The organism is Fervidicoccaceae archaeon (genome assembly GCA_038878695.1).
Taxonomy (GTDB): Archaea; Thermoproteota; Thermoprotei_A; order Sulfolobales; family Fervidicoccaceae; genus JAVZVD01.
Genome location: JAVZVD010000003.1, coordinates 212,952 through 229,502, shown reverse-complemented (window position 1 = coordinate 229,502; position 16,551 = coordinate 212,952). Strand labels below are relative to the sequence as shown.

Genomic DNA, 16,551 nt, shown 5'->3' with positions numbered 1-16,551 from the left:
GGCTCCGAGTGATATCGCTGAGAAGCGGCTCTTTAAGCTTAAGCCTTGGACTTACCCCCGCGACTTCTGCTCTTTTTCTCTTCTTCTATCAGCTCGCTCTCTAGCTCCTTGAGAGCTTCGACCTCCTCCTCTCTTAGGGTGGGGGCCTTCGTCGTCTCCTCGAGTAGCTCAATCAGCTCTTCGAGGTCCTCTTCGTCGTGAACAACCGAGACGGCGGCCACACCTCTGTCGTGGAATTCATCCTCTGAGAGCTTTAAGCTCTCGTAGACTATCAAATAAAGCGGTAGACTGGCCGAGGCCAGGTTTGAGTTTATCTTCTTGAGGTCGAACCTCTTGTAGAAGGCGTACTCGTCGTCGCTGAGCGGGAGCTCGAGCTCTACGTCGAGTTTATCCCTCAATACGATGAAGTCGCTCAGCTTAGGCAACCACTTTTCTCTGAGGAGCTCGGAGGCCACGCTCTTAACGACCTCCTCTATGCTCTCCCCCTCGATGATCTTCTTATTGACTACCTTCCCGGAGTACGCCTCGACCACCGCTATCTTGGTCTTCTCTTCCGCGATCTTCACGTCTCATCAGCTCGCCGTCTCGCCTCTTCGGCCCTCTCGCCTCTAAAAAAATAATTGGCTCTCGTTCCGAGCGGAGCGGGCCTCGGATCGGCTCTCCTCGTCACGCCTCAGCCGGGTAAGTTCTCTTCACGGGCCGAGTGCTCATCTATGTATTGGGCCGATTAAAAGCGTAAGAGAGACATTATTGTCCGCTACCTCACTCGGGAAATCACGCGAAGGGAAGCCCGAGGGATCGTGGTCGGATGGTCGGAGAGCCGTCGGGGGGTGTTAAGGCGCTATATCCGTAGCAATAGTCAAAACCCAAAACCGATGCCTGCTTCAGTCCCTAAGATCCGGCCTCCAAAAGCGAGGCGGGGCTCCGACCGAGGCTAAGCCGGCTGGTGAGCGTAGGCTCGCGCTCATCTATAGGGGTTCACTGAAGCTGATTATTGCTATTCTCAACGTCGTGGCGCGCGAGCCCCCTTCTAAGAGCCGCGGGGCGTTTTTATTCGAGACTTTTTATTCGAGAGAAGCGTTGAGTCTATCACGAGGGTCTCATAGGAAGAGCACGCGGCGGCGCTTAGCTACGTATTTGCCGCGTATGGGGACGGGCCTACCGCATCTGGGACACCGGTATCTCCCCTGAGCCTCCTCGAGCCCGAAGAACGTGACTCTATAATTGCGCCTCGCGATTAGCGCTTTATCGCACCTCGGACATCGCGTGGTCTCGAGCTCCGGGTCTCCGACGTTCCCCACATAGACGAATTCTATCCCCTCTCGCCGCGCCCTGTCGGAGATCTCGAGCAACCTCCTCAGGGGGGTTGGAGGCTCTCTCCAAAAGTGAGCCGGATAGTATCTGTTCACGTGGAGGGGGACCTCGGGGCCCAGAAGATCGAGGTGCCTCCCGATTATCCACTCTACGCACTCTTCGGAGTCGTTCGTGTTCGTGACAACGAGGTAGACCATCTCCACGTGCGCCCCAGAGTCCAAAGCCCTCTTCGCGTTCCTATAGACGATCGAGTGATCCACCGTGGTCAGGCTCCTCCTCATGGAGGGGCACCCCTTTATGTCGATGCTGAATCCGTCGTAGCCCGCCTCGATCAATAGGTCGAGAGCTCTCTCAGTGAAGTAGCCGTTCGTGACGAGGGTCAAGTAGAGGCCTCTCCTCTTTGCCGACTCACCGAGGTCCAGCAGATAGTCCAGGCCTACGATCGGCTCATTGAAGCTAGCGCAGAGTCCCTCGTCGCCGCTCTTCATGGCCTCCCTGATTAAGTCTTCGGGCAGCGTGAGAGGATCGTCGATTTTAGGTCGCCTGAAACTCAAGTGGAAGTTCTGGCACCAGGGACAGTAGAAGTTGCAACCCCAGAATGAAAAGGTCGTGGACGTGCTATTGGGCCAGTAGTGGAAGAGCGGCTTGATCTCGATGGGTCTGCTCTCCACGGCGCTAAGCCTCCCGTAGCCCACGTTGACTAGTCTCCCGCCTTCGTTGGCGTAGTTACCGCACGCCCCGAGCCTACCGATGGATATGCGGCACCTCTTCTCGCAGACTTCGCACTCTATTTCGCGCTCGCCGAGCGATCTCCACAATCTGGCCTCGATGGACCTCCTCGATCTGCTCGTCTCGGCGCGCTCCATTTTCTCGAGAGTTCGGTTGTCTCTCTCGACTTATTAGGCTCAGAGAGAGCGCTCATGGCGTGGTGGTCGCCGTGGCTACGAGCAGGCAGCTCAAGTTAGCGAGAATTTATGAGGAAAAGCACGGGGTACTCGGAGCCGTGGCGGCTAGATACGTGACAGCGGGCAGGAGCGTCGAGTTTAACCACCCCACGAGGCACGGGCCCGTCCACCTGCTCGTACGAGGCTGCGGGGAGACCCTCGTCGTCGAGGTCCACGCCGGCTCCTCGAGAGTAACGAGCGACGTGGTGCAGAGACTGGTCGAGAAAGCTAAGCTTCTGAGGGGGAGGCCGGTCCTAGTTCTCTACTCGAAGTCGGCCGAGCCCTCGCCCGAGGCCCTCGAGCTTTGCAGAGTACACGGAGTCAAGGTCAAGAGAGTGAGGCCGAGGAGCTGAGGCTCGATCTCACACCATCTCTCGAGGGACCCCCGACGGCGAGCAGGCTCTCAGAGGTCTGAGGCCGAGCGACTTGAGCTTCCGTTCTACATGCGGGTATAGAAAGACGTACTCCCAGTCCACGTCCTCGAAAGAGGGATGTAGAGCTCTCAGCCTCTCGACGAGCTCCATCACTCTCTCGTCGGGGCTGAAACCTATCATGACTGCTGGGTAGACCTCCGTGCCCGGCTTGAGCCCGGAGTTCACGAGGTTCTCGAGCGCTTTAAGCTGGAGCTCGAAAGCGCTGGGCCGAGCTCCTGTCAGTTTGTGGAACTCCTCCGGGTTGCAACCCTTTATTGAGACTCTGACCACTAAGCCCTCGAGGCGCGCCAGGTCGCTCGCGTAGCTTTCATCCCACCCTATGAGGATTCCGTTGGTCTCGAGCACGAAGACTCTGCCGCTTCCCTCGAAGAGCTTTATCAATTCTATTAGGTGCTTCCTCGTCAAGGTGGGCTCTCCTCCGCTGACTCTCACTTTGTTGATCCTCCTCTCGCTGGCCAACGCCTCTAGCCTCGAGAAGGCCTCGGCCGGGCTCAGGAGCCTCCCGAGACGCGGGTCGTCTCTGAACCTCCAGCTCCAACAGAAGACGCAGGAGAGATTGCAGCCTATGACGTCGCCCGTGATTATGCCTCCGTACCATCTATCTGCCCTAAATCTATAGTAGCGTCTGAGCTCGGTCTCGCCGTCGTTCGCGGCTATTGAGCGTTTCACCCTCTCGGCTCTCTCTATGGGATCGTAACCCGGCTCGCTCAACGTCCTCACCCGACTGAGCCTCTGTTTTATAGTGCACGCTCTCGAGGTAGAAATACCCGATGAGGGTCGAGCTAGAGGTCGCGGCGGTCCGACGCCTCAGCGAGCTGTTTTATCCCTCTTTCGCCTCGCCGCTCTTCGATATAGACGAGAGTGGAGCTCTCAAGAGATGGGGCCACTGCCGCGGGCTCGTCGTGAAGGTGCTTGGATCTCGGAAATACGCCGTCTCGCACGAGCTGGCGGAGTGCCTCGAGTACGCCATCTACGTGGTAGGGGCGTGGCTGGACCTAGAGAGAGCGGCTAAAACTGCCTCGAAGAGAGGCAAGCGTATCCTCGAGGCGCTTAGTGAGGCCTACGAAGGCTTCGGGATCGCGACCTCTCCTCTCGATGACCGCGAGCTCTTCGCGTCGATATTCCTCTCCAGGAACACGAATTACCACACGAACACGGTCAAATGGATGAGAAAGATCCTCGAGCTCCACGGGGGTTTAGTCGGAGAGCCGCCCTCGACCGTCTCGAGGAGCTACCAAGTTGGCCAGCTGCCGGAAGCTCTCGAGTGTTACGCCGGTCTTAGGTCGCTGATCTTAGAGAAGAGATCCTGGAGAGAGCTCCTCCTCTGTCGGAACGTCGGCCCGAAGACCTCTAGAGCCTTTGCTCTCCACGTGCTCCTCGAGCCTCGGGTCGCCCCGCTCGACGTTAATGCCGAGAGGCTCGCGAGTTATCTGGGGATCAAGCGCTGGAAGATGAGGCCCAATAAAGCTCTCTGCCTCGCGAACACCTGCTCTAGCTGTCCGGCTCGGTCGAATTGCGGGGGGGCCGCCTTCGAGGAGCTGTTCGGGGACGCCGCTGGCTGGGTGCAGACCATAGCGTTCGTGCATGTAGACGCGTACTGCTCTCGAGGAGCCTGCGCGAGTTGCCCCCTCGCCGAGATGTGCCATCGCGACCCGAAGATTCAATGAAGCAGCTGATACGAAGAGATATGCGAATTTATTTAAAAATTTATTTAAAAAGTCAAGAGAGAAGAATTCGCTCGAAGTCCTCCTTGTCTACTTCGTGGAGCATCGGAAGCCCCGTTACCTCGCTCGCCAGAGGGTCGAGAGCTGCCAAGTCGTCTCTGTTTATTAGCTCCAGCTTGAACTTCCTCGCGCCGGCGAGAAGCTGCTTCAGTCCCGTCGCCATCTTCTGTACATAGCTATAGAGGCCCAGTCCCCCCCACGGTATGTCTACTCCCGGCGTTCTGGCGTAGGTCCTCCTCACGTGCTCGTACAGCGAGAAGAACTTCTCTGGTCTCTCCCCGTACTTCTCCTTGAAGCCCGAGGGAAGCTTGCCTTCTACGGCGAGTCTGACGAAGTACTCCGACTTCATGACGGCGGTCAAAGGAGCTCTGGCCATCGTGACTGCCTTGACGAAGGGTCCGTCGCCGAAGTTGCTCATGGCTATGGCCTTGAAGATCTGGGTCTCATCGATGAAGCCTCCCGCCATGACTATGTCCGGCACGTGCTTTCCTCTCTTTTTCAATGTGGTGGCAGCTCTGAGCACGAGTGCCTCTAAGTAAACCGTGGGCACACCCATCTCATTCATCATGGGAACCGGTGACATTCCCGTCCCGCCGCCGGCGCCATCGAACGTGATGTAGTCTACCTTGAGCTCGCTGGCCACCTTCATTTGCCAAGCCACATCGGCCGGCCTGTAGGCCCCGGTTTTTATGGTGACGTTCTTCACGCCGAGTCCCCGGATGAAATCGACGAGCTCCTCGGTCGACTTCTCGGTCGGCATGCCGACTCTGCTGTGCCTCTCGAAACCGTCGATGAGACCTAGCCTGAAGGCCTCTTGAGCAATGGGGTCCTCGGGATCGGGCAAAACGATGTAGCCTCTCCTCTTCAACTCGATGGCTCTCTGTAGGTCTCTAACTCTGATCTCGCCGCCGATGGCCTTAGCCCCCTGTCCCCACTTGATCTCGACGACGTCGACCTCGAGCTTCGAGGCGGCGTACTCGTGCACGCCGAACCTCGTGTCCTCCACGTTTATTTGGACGACGATGCCTCCGTGCGAGCCATCCCAGTGGTCTCTGTAGATTCTCACCCTCCTCTCCATCTCGGGCGACCTGACCACTTTGCCTCTCTCGAAGAGAGCTTCGGGGTCGACGCCGCACACGTTCTCGCCTATGACTATAGCGCAGCCCGAGAGAGCGGCCCCCGAGGCCAGGCCGTCCCAGTACTTCCTGGCCACATCCGTCGATCCGTAAGCTCCCATGAGTAATGGGAACTTTAGCTTGAGCTTCCCCACCCTACTGGACACGTCGGCATTGGGGAAGACGGCGACGTCCGGATCCTCTTCCACCCCCTCGGCTCCCCGCAGCCTCGGCAGGATGTTTATGTGGCTCCAATCGATTCCGTAATCCTTCAGAGAAGATGCTGTGCTCTCCCCGAAGTATTTCGTGTCCGGGTATAGAGCCTCATTGGCTCTGAAAGCCGCGAGCGAGATCGAGCACACGAATGCACAATCGCTCACGCATATCGGACAGAGGCCGCTCTGCGGATTGACGTCCCTCACCCTGGTCCTAGTAGAAGTTGTCGACATGGCGTTAAGGTAAGATGAGTTCCTCAACACGCGCTCCAAGCTCACACCTGCTGGAGCGGGGGGGATAAGAGAAGTTATTATTTTTTCCTCTCAATAATGCCTTCCATGCTGCTTCTCGTGGAATTCGAGTGGTCTCCGTTGAGAGCTAAGCTGATCTCAACTCTCGAGCCAAGGCTCTAAGTACATCGCGCTCGGTTATGATGCCGGGCCCCTTTCCGAGCTCTCGGTCGTAGACCAGTACCGCTCCCATCGGGTCGGCCGATATCATGGAGGCTACCTCTTTCAACGTGTGACCGCAGTCGGCCTCCCACGGCGTCTCGGCTAAGGTTATGACCGGTTTCTCGAGCGGCGATCTCTCGCCTCTCATCAGCCTCCTCAAGATCTCGTCGCGCGACACGTAATCGAGGACTTGAGATAGTGAGACGAGCTTGTGGCCTCCGCCCGGCGCGGGTACTACGAGCCTCCTCACCCCCATCGATAGCATGTATCCGACCGACGCGGCTACATCCTCGTCTGGCTCTACCACTACAGGGTTCCACGTAGCCGCATCGCACGTGGCTTGAGTGGAGTACTCCGGGAACGCTCTGACGAGGAACCTCTCGTCGAGGACTCCCGTTAGCCTCCCGTTTTCGTCGACTAGAGGGAGACACCCCAATCCTCTGCTGACCATGACGCTCAGGGCCTCCTCGAGCGAGACGCTCTCGGGAGCGGTCACGGCCGGACGAGAGGCGTAGAGGTACGATGGGTTCTGAAGTATTCTACCGAGGCTCCCGGCCTCGGCGACCTCTATGCCCTCCTCCCCGATCACGAAGACAGCTCTGGCCGCGTCGCGCGCGCTGAGCACCCCCCACGGCGACCCCGCCTCGTCAACGAGGACGACGTGATAGCGCTTTCTCCTTATCATGCTCCTGACGGCTTGGAGCAGCGAGGTGCTGGCGTGTAGGACCACCGGTTTCTTGTCGCTGTAAACCGCGGCCATCCGCGTTCTCACCGAGGAGGATGCAATAATTGTTTCATCAGAATGTTTAAAAATCTATGGATTTTTTTCCGAGCGCTCGGTCTCGACCACTCCCATAGCTATGAGGCTCTCTATCTCCTCGTCAGTGAAGCCGACTTCCCTCAGGACCTCGCGCGTGTGCTCGCCCTTAAGAGGCGGAGCCCGCCTGATCTCGAAGCCAGTAACCGAAGACTTTAGGGGTACGCCGAGAGCCGGCACCTCGCCGTAGACGGGGTGCCTCATCTTGGTCACCATGCCCCTGTGGAGGACCTGCGGGTCGCTGAGCACCTCGCTGATTTTCTTGACGGGGCCGCAGGGGACTCCGGCTCTCTCGAGAAGCTCGACCACTTCGCTCGTCGTCATGCGCGAGAAGATCTCCTCGATTTCTTCCACGAGCTCTCGCCTGTTCGTCACCCTCAGCTCGTTGGTCTTGAACCTCGGGTTCTCCAAGAGGTCCTGTCTACCCAACGCCTTGCAGAAGTCGACCCAGAGCTTGTCATTGCCGACTGCCACTGCCACGTAGCCATCGGAAGTAGTGAAGACCTGATAGGGAGCTATGTTTGGATGAGCCGAGCCCAATCTCTCCGGGTCTCTGCCCGTGGCGAAATAGTTGTAGGCCTGATTGACGAGCAGGTAGACCTGCGTGTCCAGCATCGACACGTCTATGTATTGACCCACTCCCGTCTTCTCGCGTTGATGGAGAGCCGCGAGTATCGCTATCACGGCCATCATGCCGCTGGTCAAATCCGTTATGGGAACTCCGAATTTAACCGGGGGCCTTCCGGGCTCGCCGGTTATGCTCATGTGCCCGCTGAGAGCCTGGATTATAAGGTCGTAAGCCGGTTTCTCTCTGTAGGGTCCGGTCTGACCGAATCCCGAGATGCTGCAGTAGATGATCTTGGGATTTATCCTCGAAAGCGTTGCGTAGTCTATGCCTAATCTCTCGGCGACGCCCGGTCTAAAGTTCTCGACGACTATGTCGGCCCACTTGGCCAGCCTCTCGACCACGAGCCTCGACTCCGGCTTCTTGAGATCTATTACAATGCTCCGCTTGTTCCTGTTCGTGCTTAAGAAATAGGCGGCAATTCCCCTTATTTCGGGTGGGCTCCAATACCTCGTGTCGTCTCCCTGCGGAGGCTCTACCTTGACCACGTCGGCCCCGAGGTCTCCCAGTATCATAGTGGCGAAGGGGCCGGCCAAGACTCTCGAGAAGTCCAGGACTCTCACACCCGAGAGAGGGAGGCTCAACGATGGAGTCCCGACGAGAACCCGACAAACAACATTAAAAACGTTGGTTTAGGTGGTTCCCGGCGAAAGCGGCTCTGCTCGATGAGAGGGCTGGAGGTTCAAATCGAGCGCGACGCGACCGCGATGCGAGCGTGAGAGGGCCCGTGGGAGAGGCAAGAGAGCCCAAGCGGGATCCTTTCGGCTACGTAGTTGGGGAGCTGGGGACTCGTGTGGCCAAAGTTCTCGGAGTGGAGCCTGAGAAAGTAGAGGCCCTCATCGTTGAGCCTCCCCGGCACGTCGGCGCCGACCTTTGCGTTCCTCTCATGAGGTTGACCAGAGACTCCGATCTCGCGGCGGCGGCCTCCTCCGAGGTCTCGTCTCTCCCATTCGTTGAGAGGGCCGAGACGCAGCGAGGCTATCTCAACGTGTGGATCAAAGGTGAGGCCCTCTCGGAGATGCTGTTCGGGGCGCTCGATGCTCTGGGAGACTCCTATGGCATTCCGAGAATCGAGAAGAAGCTGAAGATAGTCGTGGAGCACACGAGCGCTAATCCCGTGCACCCCCTCCATATCGGGCACGCGAGAAATGCCTGTATCGGGGACTCGCTCGCAAGGCTCTTGGAGTTCGTTGGTCATGACGTTGAGAGGAGGTTCTACGTCAACGATGTCGGGAGGCAGACCGCTCTCCTAGTATATGGTCTCATGAAGCTCGGAGGACCGAGCGAGTGGCGCGAGCTCATGGGAGATACCAAGAGCGACCACTGGTTCGGCCTGGTCTACGCGTTGACCAATCTGCTCGTCGAGCTCAGAGCGCTCAGGAAGAGGCTTGAGGAGGCCGAGACCGACGAGGAGAAGAGAGAGGTTATCGCTAGACAGGACGCCTTGATCTCCAGAATAGCCAGAGTGGCCGAGAAAAGCGCCGAGCTCTTCTCGGCGCTGTCGAGCGCGATCTCCAAGGACGAGGACCCAGAGGAGGAGATCTCGAAGATAATGCGGTCCTACGAGGCCGGCGAGGAGCCCTATAAGTCTATAGTTCGCGAAGCGATCACTCTCGTGCTGAGAGGCTTCGAAGAGACCCTCGGCAGGCTCGAGATAAAATTTGACAAGTGGGACTTCGAGAGCGAGGTCGTGTGGGAGGGACTCGTCGATGAGGTCTCGAGAGAGGCCTCCCGCAGTCGTCTCTTGACGGTTTATAAAGACGCGTTAGCGCTCGATTTAACTCCCCTCGCGTCAACGAGAGAGTTGAGAGAGAGGCTCAGGATCCCCGCGGGACTCGAGGTCCCGCCGCTCATCTTGAGGCGCAGAGACGGCACCACTCTCTACACGACGAGAGACATCGCGTACACACTCAAGAAATTCGGGGAAAGCGGTGCGGACGTCGTCATCAACGTGATAGCGAAAGAGCAGACTCTACCGCAGGCTCAGCTCAGGCTGGCCCTCTACGCTCTCGGCTACGCGAGCTACGCCGAGAGGTTGATACATTACTCCCACGAGTTAGTGAGCGTGCCGGGGCTTAAGATGAGCGCTAGGCTGGGCGAGTACATCAGCGTGGACGAGGTGCTCGACATGCTTGAGGCCAGGCTGAGGAGCGAGTACAGCGGCAGAGGCCGAGAGGTTGACGGAGAAGCCGCGAGGGCGCTCGCGGCCGCATCGCTCAGGTACTACTTGGTTTCGGTAGATGCCGATAAACCGCTCGAGCTCAGATTGAGCGACGTGCTGGATCCCGACAAGAACACCGCCCCTTATCTTATGTACTCATACGCGAGAGCCTGCGGAATACTCAGAAAAGCGGAGAAGGAGCCCGTCGAGGCGATTGAGCACTTCTGGGCCTCGGAGTTCGAGCTCAGGCGTGAGCTCGTGAAGAGGTGCTCTCAGTTCCCCTACGTGGTTCGCAAGGCTTCTCACGACTTGAAGCCTTCCATGATTGCTGAGTACGTCGGAGAGCTCGCGAGAGTCTTCAATAAGTGGTACGATGAGGATCCTGTGTTGAGCGATCCTCTCGAGAGCAGGAAAAGGTACAAAATAGCATTGGTACGCGCAGTGCGAATCGTGCTATCCAATTCCATGAGGATACTTGGGATAAAGCCCCTCGAGAGAGTATGAGTTCGGAGGAAGAGATGCCAGAGATGACGCCGACGTGGCGCCGGTGGAAAGTCTCAGCGAGAGGCTCAAGCGAGAGAGAGGTTCCCTCAAAGAGTCTCTCTTCTCCATGAGCATTGCCGTTGGAGGGGAAGTAGCCTACAGCGCGGCCCTCGTCTCTGCGAGAGGCCTCATGCTCACCGTACCAACCATCCCGCTGCTCATTCCCGTGCTCGCGCAGGCGCGCGGCGGCGTTTACTCGAGCATCGCCTCGAGCGCCTCGACGAGGCTCCACTTCGGCCTCGGACCTTCTAAGCTGAGGGACCCTTGGGTCGCCTCTAGGCTCCTCGCCGCGAGCCTCGTGCTCCTCGTGGTAAGCCTGGCGGCCTCGATCTTCATCTACGTTGGGACGAGAGGTCTCGTTGGATTCGCGGAGCTCCTCTACGCCTCCTCCACCAGTCTCCTGTTGGCGAACTTCTTCCTCTTCCCCTTCACTCTCCTCTTGGCCGTATGGAGCTTCAGGCGAGGATGGAATCCCGACAACGTGATGGCCCCTATCCTCATGCTCATGGGGGACGTCGCGACGGTCCCGACTCTGATCGCGGTCGTGCTCGTTCTCCACCGAGCGGGGGCTCTCCCGGCCGCTCTCCTCGCATTGCTGACGCTCGCGCTGAGCGCGGTCTTCGTCATTGCGTTGAAAGAGGGGAGAATCGAAGGCGCGCTCATAGGAGAGGCTCTGCGAAGCTTCACGGTCCAGAACGGGGGAGCGGTGCTTCTCTCAGTCCTCATAGAGGCGGCCGCTGGGGTAGTCCTCGAGAAGAACGTAGAGCTCGTAGCCGCCTACGCGGGAGTCCTCGGGACTCTCCCCGTCATGATGCAGAGGTCGGGAGCTCTCGCGTGCATCACGGCCTCCAGAATGTCGACTGGGCTTCACCTTGGCACTTACCCGAGCAGCATTCGGCCGAGAGGAGAGCTTGTCGACGAGCTCCTCAGAAACCTCCTATTGGGCCTCTTTGGTTATGCCGTGGCCTCGTGCACCGGCATGGCCGGAGCCGCTCTGAGCGGAGCGCACGTGGACGTCATCCACACCCTCATCGTTTTGCTGTTGGTGGCTCTCGTGCTGACGCCGATGATCCCGGTCTTGGCGCACATCATCGCTGTGACGGGCTTCAGACTAGGCCTTGACCCGGACAACTTCAGTTTGCCGACTCTGGCGGCCCTCATGGATCTGCTCACGATCTCGAGCATCGTTGCTGTGCTCAAAATAATCTAGGGCTCGCTTTTAGACGCGAGGGCCCGGAGGTTCTGCGGGGGAGAGGGGCTTGACAGAGTCGGAGGCGCATCTGGGCAGAGTCCCGGTCGGGGATCGCCACCCCGTCAGAGTGATAGGCGTCATCAACGTTTCTCCTGAGTCCTTCTACGCCGGGAGCGTCGCGCGAGGCAGAGAGGAGATCGCGAGGAGAGCGGCGAGACTCGCCGAAGAGGGCGCCGACATCATAGACGTTGGGGGCAGGTCGACCGCGCCGTACCTCGAGACTGAGGTCCCTCTCGAGGTGGAGATCGAGAGAGTGGCCGAGGCGGTGGAAGCGGTGAAATCAGCGGTCGATGTCCCGATATCCGTGGACACATTCCGAGCGAGAGTGGCCGAGGAGGCCCTGAAGCGCGGCGCTGAGATCGTCAACGACGTCACGGGTCTCAGAGGAGACCAGCGAATGTTGTATGTTCTGCGCGAATACGAGCCCTCCCTCATAGTGTGCGCAAGCGACGACGGCGTGCGAGCGGGACCCGACCCTCTCGAGAAGATCCTGAGGACCCTCAGATGGTCTCTCGAGAGGCTCGAGCAAATAGACTATGACGTGTCGAGAGTGGTCGTCGACCCCTGCATCGGATTCTTCAGGAGAGAGTCGATTCCGTGGTATCTCTGGGACCTGAAGGTGCTGGCCGGTCTGCGGAGGCTGCGAGAGCTCGGGAGGCCCATCGTCGTTGGCGTGTCGCGGAAATCGTTCATTGGAGTAGCGACCGGGCGCGAGAGACCCGAAGAGAGGCTGCCGGGCAGCTTAGCCATGACCGCCGTGGCGCTGCTCGGCGGAGCTCACGCCGTGAGGACGCACGACGTCGAGGCGACTAGAGACGTTGCGAGAGCGATCGAGGCCTTCGCGAGATACGGTGTTCCTCTCGAGATAAAATACCCGAGGTAGCTTGGGAGAGCTCTCATCTCATCATGCGACTTGGCAACCAGAGGACGAGACCCGGGAAGAAGTATATCAAGATCAGCATTATGGCTATGCACAATAGATAAACCAGGCCTCCCTTGAGTATATCGCTAAATGATATATCAGGCGCTATGCCCTTCACGACAAAGAGATTGAGGCCGACTGGAGGGGTGATGAGGCCGGCCTCCAAGTTTATGGTGAGCATCACGCCATACCATATTGGGTCTATGCCCGCAGCCGTCACGACCGGCTGAAGTATGGGCGTGGTTATCACTATTATCGAAACGGGAGGTAGGAACATGCCCAATAGGAACAGGAAGAGGTTGACGACGAGGACGAGCTGCCACTTAGCGAGGCCCGCTCGAGCTATGAGCTCGGCGAACTCCTGCGAGAAGTGGAGCCTCGTGAGGACTATTCCGTAGAGGAAGGACATGGCTATGAGGAACAGCAGGAATACCGACTCCTTCACGGTGTCGTCGAGCATCTTGAAGTAGTCGCTGAGCCTAGGCCTGTAGAGCGCCGTCGCGATGAGAAGGGCGAAGAGGGCGCCCAGCGCTCCGGCTTCATTGGGCGAGGCAACACCGGCGTAGATGGAGCCTAAGATGAAGACTATTATCGCGATGAACGGGACGGTCCTGAGCAGTAGTTTAGTGGTCGATTGAGGATCCCCTCTCTCATCGAGGGACTCTCTTCCCACAGAAGAAGAGTCGGCCCCTCGAGCTCTCCTATCGAGGTAGACGTGGTAGAGGCAGGTCGTCGCGGCGTAGAGGCCTGCCAACGCGAGGCCGGGTATCACTCCGCCCAGGAATAGCTTGCCTATGGAGGTGTCCGTGGCTATGCCGTAAACTATCATGGTTATGCTCGGCGGTATCAATATGCCGAGCGTTCCTCCGGCCACCACGGAGCCCGCGGCTATCCGCGGATGGTATCCTCTCTTGAGCATCTGCGGGATTGCGATCTTGCCCACGGCCGCCGTGGCGGCTGCGCTCACGCCCGTGAGAGCGGCGAAAGCCGTCGAAGTCGCTATGGTGGAGAGGCCCAGAGAGCCGGGCAACCTCTTAAGGAGCCTCTTGGTGGCTTCGTAGAAGTCTTCGCCAGCTCTAGTCCTGGCGACCACCGCACCCAATAGGACGAACATAGGTATAGCCAGATATGAGAAGTCGTTGAGGGCCTCGAAGAGCCTGACAGCGAGCATGTTCAACTCCGCATATCCCACGAATACCAACGCAAAGAGCAGAGACGTGACTCCCAGAGCGAAGGCCACGGGCATGCCGAGCAATAAGAGTATCGTGAGAACGGCGTAGGCCAAGAACCCCGCTAAGAGGGGGCTCATCGCTTGCCTCCTCCTAGATCGATGATTAGGTTTATGACAATCTGCATCGATAGGAGGAGCATGCCGACGCCTATCAGCGCGTATATCGGCCAGAGCTTCATCTCGAATAGGCCGTAGGTCTTCCAGCCTAACACGTAGGTCCTCGCCGAGTAATCTATGCTCCTCCAAGCCATGACCGCGAACACAAGAGACGCGATCGCGTCGAAGAGGATCCTGAGGAACTTCTTAGTCCTGTCGTTGAATCGAACCGCTAAGACCTCAACAGCGACGTGCACTCCGTGCTTGTGACCGTAGCCAGCCGCTAGATAAGCCATGCAGAGAGAGACGTAGATCGCCAGGGGTATCTGCCAATAGGCCGACATGCCCAGTAGAGTCCTCGCCACTATGCCCCAGACTATGGCGACGAGCGCTATGACCACGGCCACGGTCGAGAGCTTCCCGAGGACCTCGTTAATGGCGCTCAGCGCGTAGATTAAAGCGCGCCCTCTCGGCTTACTCGCGGGCACTCGGCTGCACCTGCTCTCCGAGCGTGTCCACGTCGAGGAGAGCGAGCTAAAAAACCTTAGATCGTTATCCAAAAGTTCCAGAAGCCTCCATCGCTAAGCAGGGACCTTGAGGGCCAGATCGAGCAGTTCCTTGCCTCCAGGCACGGTCTCGGCGAAGTACTTCCACGCAGTTTTCTCGGCGAAGTCCCTCCAGGCCTTCCACTCGTCGTAGGTCATGTCGTGTACTTCGACGCCCTTCTGCTCGAACTCCGTTACCATGGCGGCGTTGTTGTCCTTGAGCTGTTGATAGACCCAGCTCTCGAGCTCTCTGCCGACTTCGAGTACGATCTTCTGCTGCTCGGGAGTCAGCGAGTTCCAGGTCTTCATGCTGATTATTAGAGGTTCCAGCATATACCATATCATGTAACCCTTTCTGTGCCCCGTGTAATACCTGATGACCTCGTACAGTCTATAGGAATAGAAGGAGTCCACCGAGGTGAAGGCCGAATCCAGTACACCTGTCTGGAGAGCCGTGTAGATCTCGGAGGAGGGCATTGACACTATAATGGCCCCGGCCTGAGCGAGCATGTATTCGAACATCTTGCCGGCCGCTCTCATCTTGAGGCCCTTCACGTCTTCGGGGAGCCTAATTAGCCTGGTCCTGGAGCCTATCCCACCAACGAACCAACCCCATGAGATTATCTTGGCCCCGTTCTTTTCCAATATTTCCTCGAACTTCGAGCCTATCTCGGCACCTCTCCACTTGAACGCCTGCTCGAGGCTCGTTATCGTGGCGGGCATTAGGGTTACCGAAATTTGGGGGACCTTCCCCGACGCGTAGTCGAGCGGAATGATCGTGAACTCGAGGTCTCCCGAGACTATGTAATCCCACTGCTCCGCCGCCTTGTAGAGGGACTGAGCCGGGTAGATCGTGAACTTGAGCTCTCCCCCGGTCCTCTCCTCGACCATCTGAGCGAATTTGACGGCCCAGATGTGCCTGACGTCGGTCGTGGACCACTGATGCGATATCTTCATGGTCCTCGGCGTGATGGTCTTAGCTGGAGATGGCGTAGGAGCGGTCTTGGTCGGAGTAGGGGTGGGAGTCCGCTTCGTGGAGATGGCGAGGCCCGCTCCAGCTGCTACGCCCGCTATCGCTGCGACCGCTACCGCCCACTTGAGAAATCCTCTCCTAGATACTCCGCTACCCATTTAAAGGTCAACCGGTGAGAGAATATTGCGGAGACTTTAAAAATTTGAATAAAATTATTAATAATTATTGAAAAGATTTCACCATCCGCGCTCTAGGCCTTCTCGATCGTTATTACCTTGACTCCGCAAGATAGTTCGACCATGCTATCGGGCGGGAGGTTGTGGGCGCTCCTGAGCGATGCGTAGATCTCCGGGATCAGGTAAGACGGAGCCACCACGAGTAGAACGCTCGACCCGCTCTTGATGCGGCTCAAAATAAGCTGGAGCTGCTCCTTCGCGTCGCTGTTCGCTCCCAGCAGTATCTCGAGGTGTTCGGCGCAGCCACCAGGAGACTCTGATCTCTTCGCTCTCACATCCTTCACGAGCCCTCTCTCCTTAAGCGCGTTGAGTAATCTGAGCAGGGACTCCCAATCCTTCAGGCCGCCGAGGGTCTCCTTAAGCACCACGAGCGCTGATCGGTCCACGACGACTCTGTCGCCCTCGAGTCTTACTACGCCGAGCCTCTGAGCCTCCAAGACGTACCTTCTAGCGCTCTCGAGCTTCACCCCCACGGTCTCGGCGAACTCACGCAGACTGAACTCCGTTCTGTTTGTCTTCCTTACGAACTCGTCGATCTGGCCCAAGCCGAACAAGCGCTTCCCCCGGAGGCTTCCTTTACGGGATCCCGCGCGCGCCGGAAAAATCGATTGCGCTCGTGACACGGAAGATTTTTCGCCAAGCGATCGCGAGCCGGTGACTCGGGCGATGGGGTTGCCCCTGGTTCACGTCTATCTCTGGACCGGCGCGTCGACTGAAGCCAAGAGGAGAATCATAGCTGGGATCACCAAGGTCTTCGCTGAGCTCGGCATACCGCCCGAGGCTGTCGAGGTCCTGGTGCACGAGCTGCCCAAGGAGAACTGGGGGGTCGCCGGCCAGCCGGCGAGCGAGCACCCGAGGCTGAGAGACGCTAGACCACCGTAGACTCGGCGAGTCTCGAGCTCGCGCTCAGCAGTCGACGAGGTGCATTTTTATCCCGCGAGCTCTCCTCGA

At 58.3% G+C, this 16,551-nt stretch carries 16 protein-coding genes; 6 read left to right on the top strand and 10 right to left on the bottom strand.

Annotated elements, in window-relative coordinates; genetic code table 11:
- Positions 1-38: 38 nt before the first annotated feature.
- Both QXU97_05990 and QXU97_05985 read right to left on the bottom strand, forming a co-directional pair.
- On the bottom strand, positions 39-566 hold the full coding sequence (locus tag QXU97_05990) for a DUF2286 domain-containing protein (GenBank protein ID MEM4036138.1): 528 nt from the start codon (positions 564-566) through the stop codon (positions 39-41).
- A 534-nt stretch (positions 567-1,100) separates the two neighbouring features.
- On the bottom strand, positions 1,101-2,180 hold the full coding sequence (locus QXU97_05985) for a radical SAM protein (GenBank protein ID MEM4036137.1): 1,080 nt from the start codon (positions 2,178-2,180) through the stop codon (positions 1,101-1,103).
- Between the two features lie 59 nt (positions 2,181-2,239).
- Here QXU97_05985 and QXU97_05980 point away from each other — a divergent pair, with 59 nt between their 5' ends.
- Positions 2,240-2,611, top strand: a complete 372-nt coding sequence (locus QXU97_05980) for a hypothetical protein (protein ID MEM4036136.1) — start codon at positions 2,240-2,242, stop codon at positions 2,609-2,611.
- A gap of 9 nt (positions 2,612-2,620) precedes the next feature.
- Here the strand turns inward: QXU97_05980 and QXU97_05975 are convergent, their stop codons facing one another.
- Positions 2,621-3,412 carry a radical SAM protein gene (locus QXU97_05975; protein ID MEM4036135.1) on the bottom strand — a complete coding sequence of 264 codons (792 nt, stop codon included), beginning with the start codon at positions 3,410-3,412 and terminating at the stop codon, positions 2,621-2,623.
- Positions 3,413-3,462: 50 nt separating this feature from the next.
- On the opposite strand from QXU97_05975, the gene QXU97_05970 reads away from it, so the two are divergent.
- The gene (locus tag QXU97_05970) at positions 3,463-4,359 is read left to right on the top strand and encodes a hypothetical protein (GenBank protein ID MEM4036134.1); all 897 of its coding nucleotides are present in this window, start codon (positions 3,463-3,465) and stop codon (positions 4,357-4,359) included.
- 52 nt (positions 4,360-4,411) lie between these two features.
- Here the strand turns inward: QXU97_05970 and QXU97_05965 are convergent, their stop codons facing one another.
- From QXU97_05965 to QXU97_05955, 3 genes are all read right to left on the bottom strand, one after another.
- Entirely contained in the window at positions 4,412-6,025 is a 1,614-nt protein-coding gene (locus tag QXU97_05965; protein ID MEM4036133.1) for a glutamate synthase-related protein, read from the bottom strand.
- Positions 6,026-6,125: 100 nt separating this feature from the next.
- On the bottom strand, positions 6,126-6,959 hold the full coding sequence (locus QXU97_05960; GenBank protein MEM4036132.1) for a CBS domain-containing protein: 834 nt from the start codon (positions 6,957-6,959) through the stop codon (positions 6,126-6,128).
- Between the two features lie 54 nt (positions 6,960-7,013).
- Positions 7,014-8,225, bottom strand: coding sequence for a CoA transferase (locus QXU97_05955; GenBank protein MEM4036131.1), 1,212 nt, complete (start codon positions 8,223-8,225; stop codon positions 7,014-7,016).
- Between the two features lie 143 nt (positions 8,226-8,368).
- Between QXU97_05955 and QXU97_05950 the strand changes: the two genes are divergently transcribed.
- Genes QXU97_05950 through folP form a run of 3 tightly spaced genes read left to right on the top strand, consistent with a single transcriptional unit; the run spans position 8,369 to position 12,480 of the window.
- On the top strand, positions 8,369-10,306 hold the full coding sequence (locus tag QXU97_05950; protein ID MEM4036130.1) for an arginine--tRNA ligase: 1,938 nt from the start codon (positions 8,369-8,371) through the stop codon (positions 10,304-10,306).
- Between the two features lie 34 nt (positions 10,307-10,340).
- On the top strand, positions 10,341-11,555 hold the full coding sequence (locus QXU97_05945) for a magnesium transporter (protein ID MEM4036129.1): 1,215 nt from the start codon (positions 10,341-10,343) through the stop codon (positions 11,553-11,555).
- A gap of 49 nt (positions 11,556-11,604) precedes the next feature.
- Entirely contained in the window at positions 11,605-12,480 is an 876-nt protein-coding gene (folP, locus tag QXU97_05940; GenBank protein ID MEM4036128.1) for a dihydropteroate synthase, read from the top strand.
- 13 nt (positions 12,481-12,493) lie between these two features.
- Here folP and QXU97_05935 read toward each other — a convergent pair whose 3' ends face one another.
- The 4 genes from QXU97_05935 to QXU97_05920 form a co-directional block, all read right to left on the bottom strand.
- On the bottom strand, positions 12,494-13,828 hold the full coding sequence (locus QXU97_05935; GenBank protein ID MEM4036127.1) for a TRAP transporter large permease subunit: 1,335 nt from the start codon (positions 13,826-13,828) through the stop codon (positions 12,494-12,496).
- Positions 13,825-14,334, bottom strand: a complete 510-nt coding sequence (locus QXU97_05930; GenBank protein MEM4036126.1) for a TRAP transporter small permease — start codon at positions 14,332-14,334, stop codon at positions 13,825-13,827. The genes QXU97_05935 and QXU97_05930 overlap by 4 nt, the downstream gene beginning before the upstream one ends.
- Before the next feature lie 93 nt (positions 14,335-14,427).
- Positions 14,428-15,522, bottom strand: coding sequence for a TRAP transporter substrate-binding protein DctP (gene dctP / locus QXU97_05925; GenBank protein ID MEM4036125.1), 1,095 nt, complete (start codon positions 15,520-15,522; stop codon positions 14,428-14,430).
- Positions 15,523-15,614: 92 nt separating this feature from the next.
- Positions 15,615-16,154 (bottom strand): hypothetical protein, encoded by a 540-nt coding sequence (locus QXU97_05920; GenBank protein ID MEM4036124.1) that lies wholly within the window; start codon positions 16,152-16,154, stop codon positions 15,615-15,617.
- A 112-nt stretch (positions 16,155-16,266) separates the two neighbouring features.
- Between QXU97_05920 and QXU97_05915 the strand changes: the two genes are divergently transcribed.
- Positions 16,267-16,482: a tautomerase family protein gene (locus tag QXU97_05915; protein ID MEM4036123.1), complete on the top strand. Its 216-nt coding sequence runs from the start codon at positions 16,267-16,269 to the stop codon at positions 16,480-16,482.
- Positions 16,483-16,551: the final 69 nt, after the last annotated feature.

Coding starts and splice junctions, on each gene's coding strand:
- QXU97_05985 (MEM4036137.1), bottom strand. CDS start 2,180: ATGGAGCGCGCCGAGACGAGCAGATCGAGGAGGTCCATCGAGGCCAGA.
- QXU97_05970 (MEM4036134.1), top strand. CDS start 3,463: ATGAGGGTCGAGCTAGAGGTCGCGGCGGTCCGACGCCTCAGCGAGCTG.
- QXU97_05960 (MEM4036132.1), bottom strand. CDS start 6,959: ATGGCCGCGGTTTACAGCGACAAGAAACCGGTGGTCCTACACGCCAGC.
- QXU97_05935 (MEM4036127.1), bottom strand. CDS start 13,828: ATGAGCCCCCTCTTAGCGGGGTTCTTGGCCTACGCCGTTCTCACGATA.
- dctP (MEM4036125.1), bottom strand. CDS start 15,522: ATGGGTAGCGGAGTATCTAGGAGAGGATTTCTCAAGTGGGCGGTAGCG.
- QXU97_05915 (MEM4036123.1), top strand. CDS start 16,267: ATGGGGTTGCCCCTGGTTCACGTCTATCTCTGGACCGGCGCGTCGACT.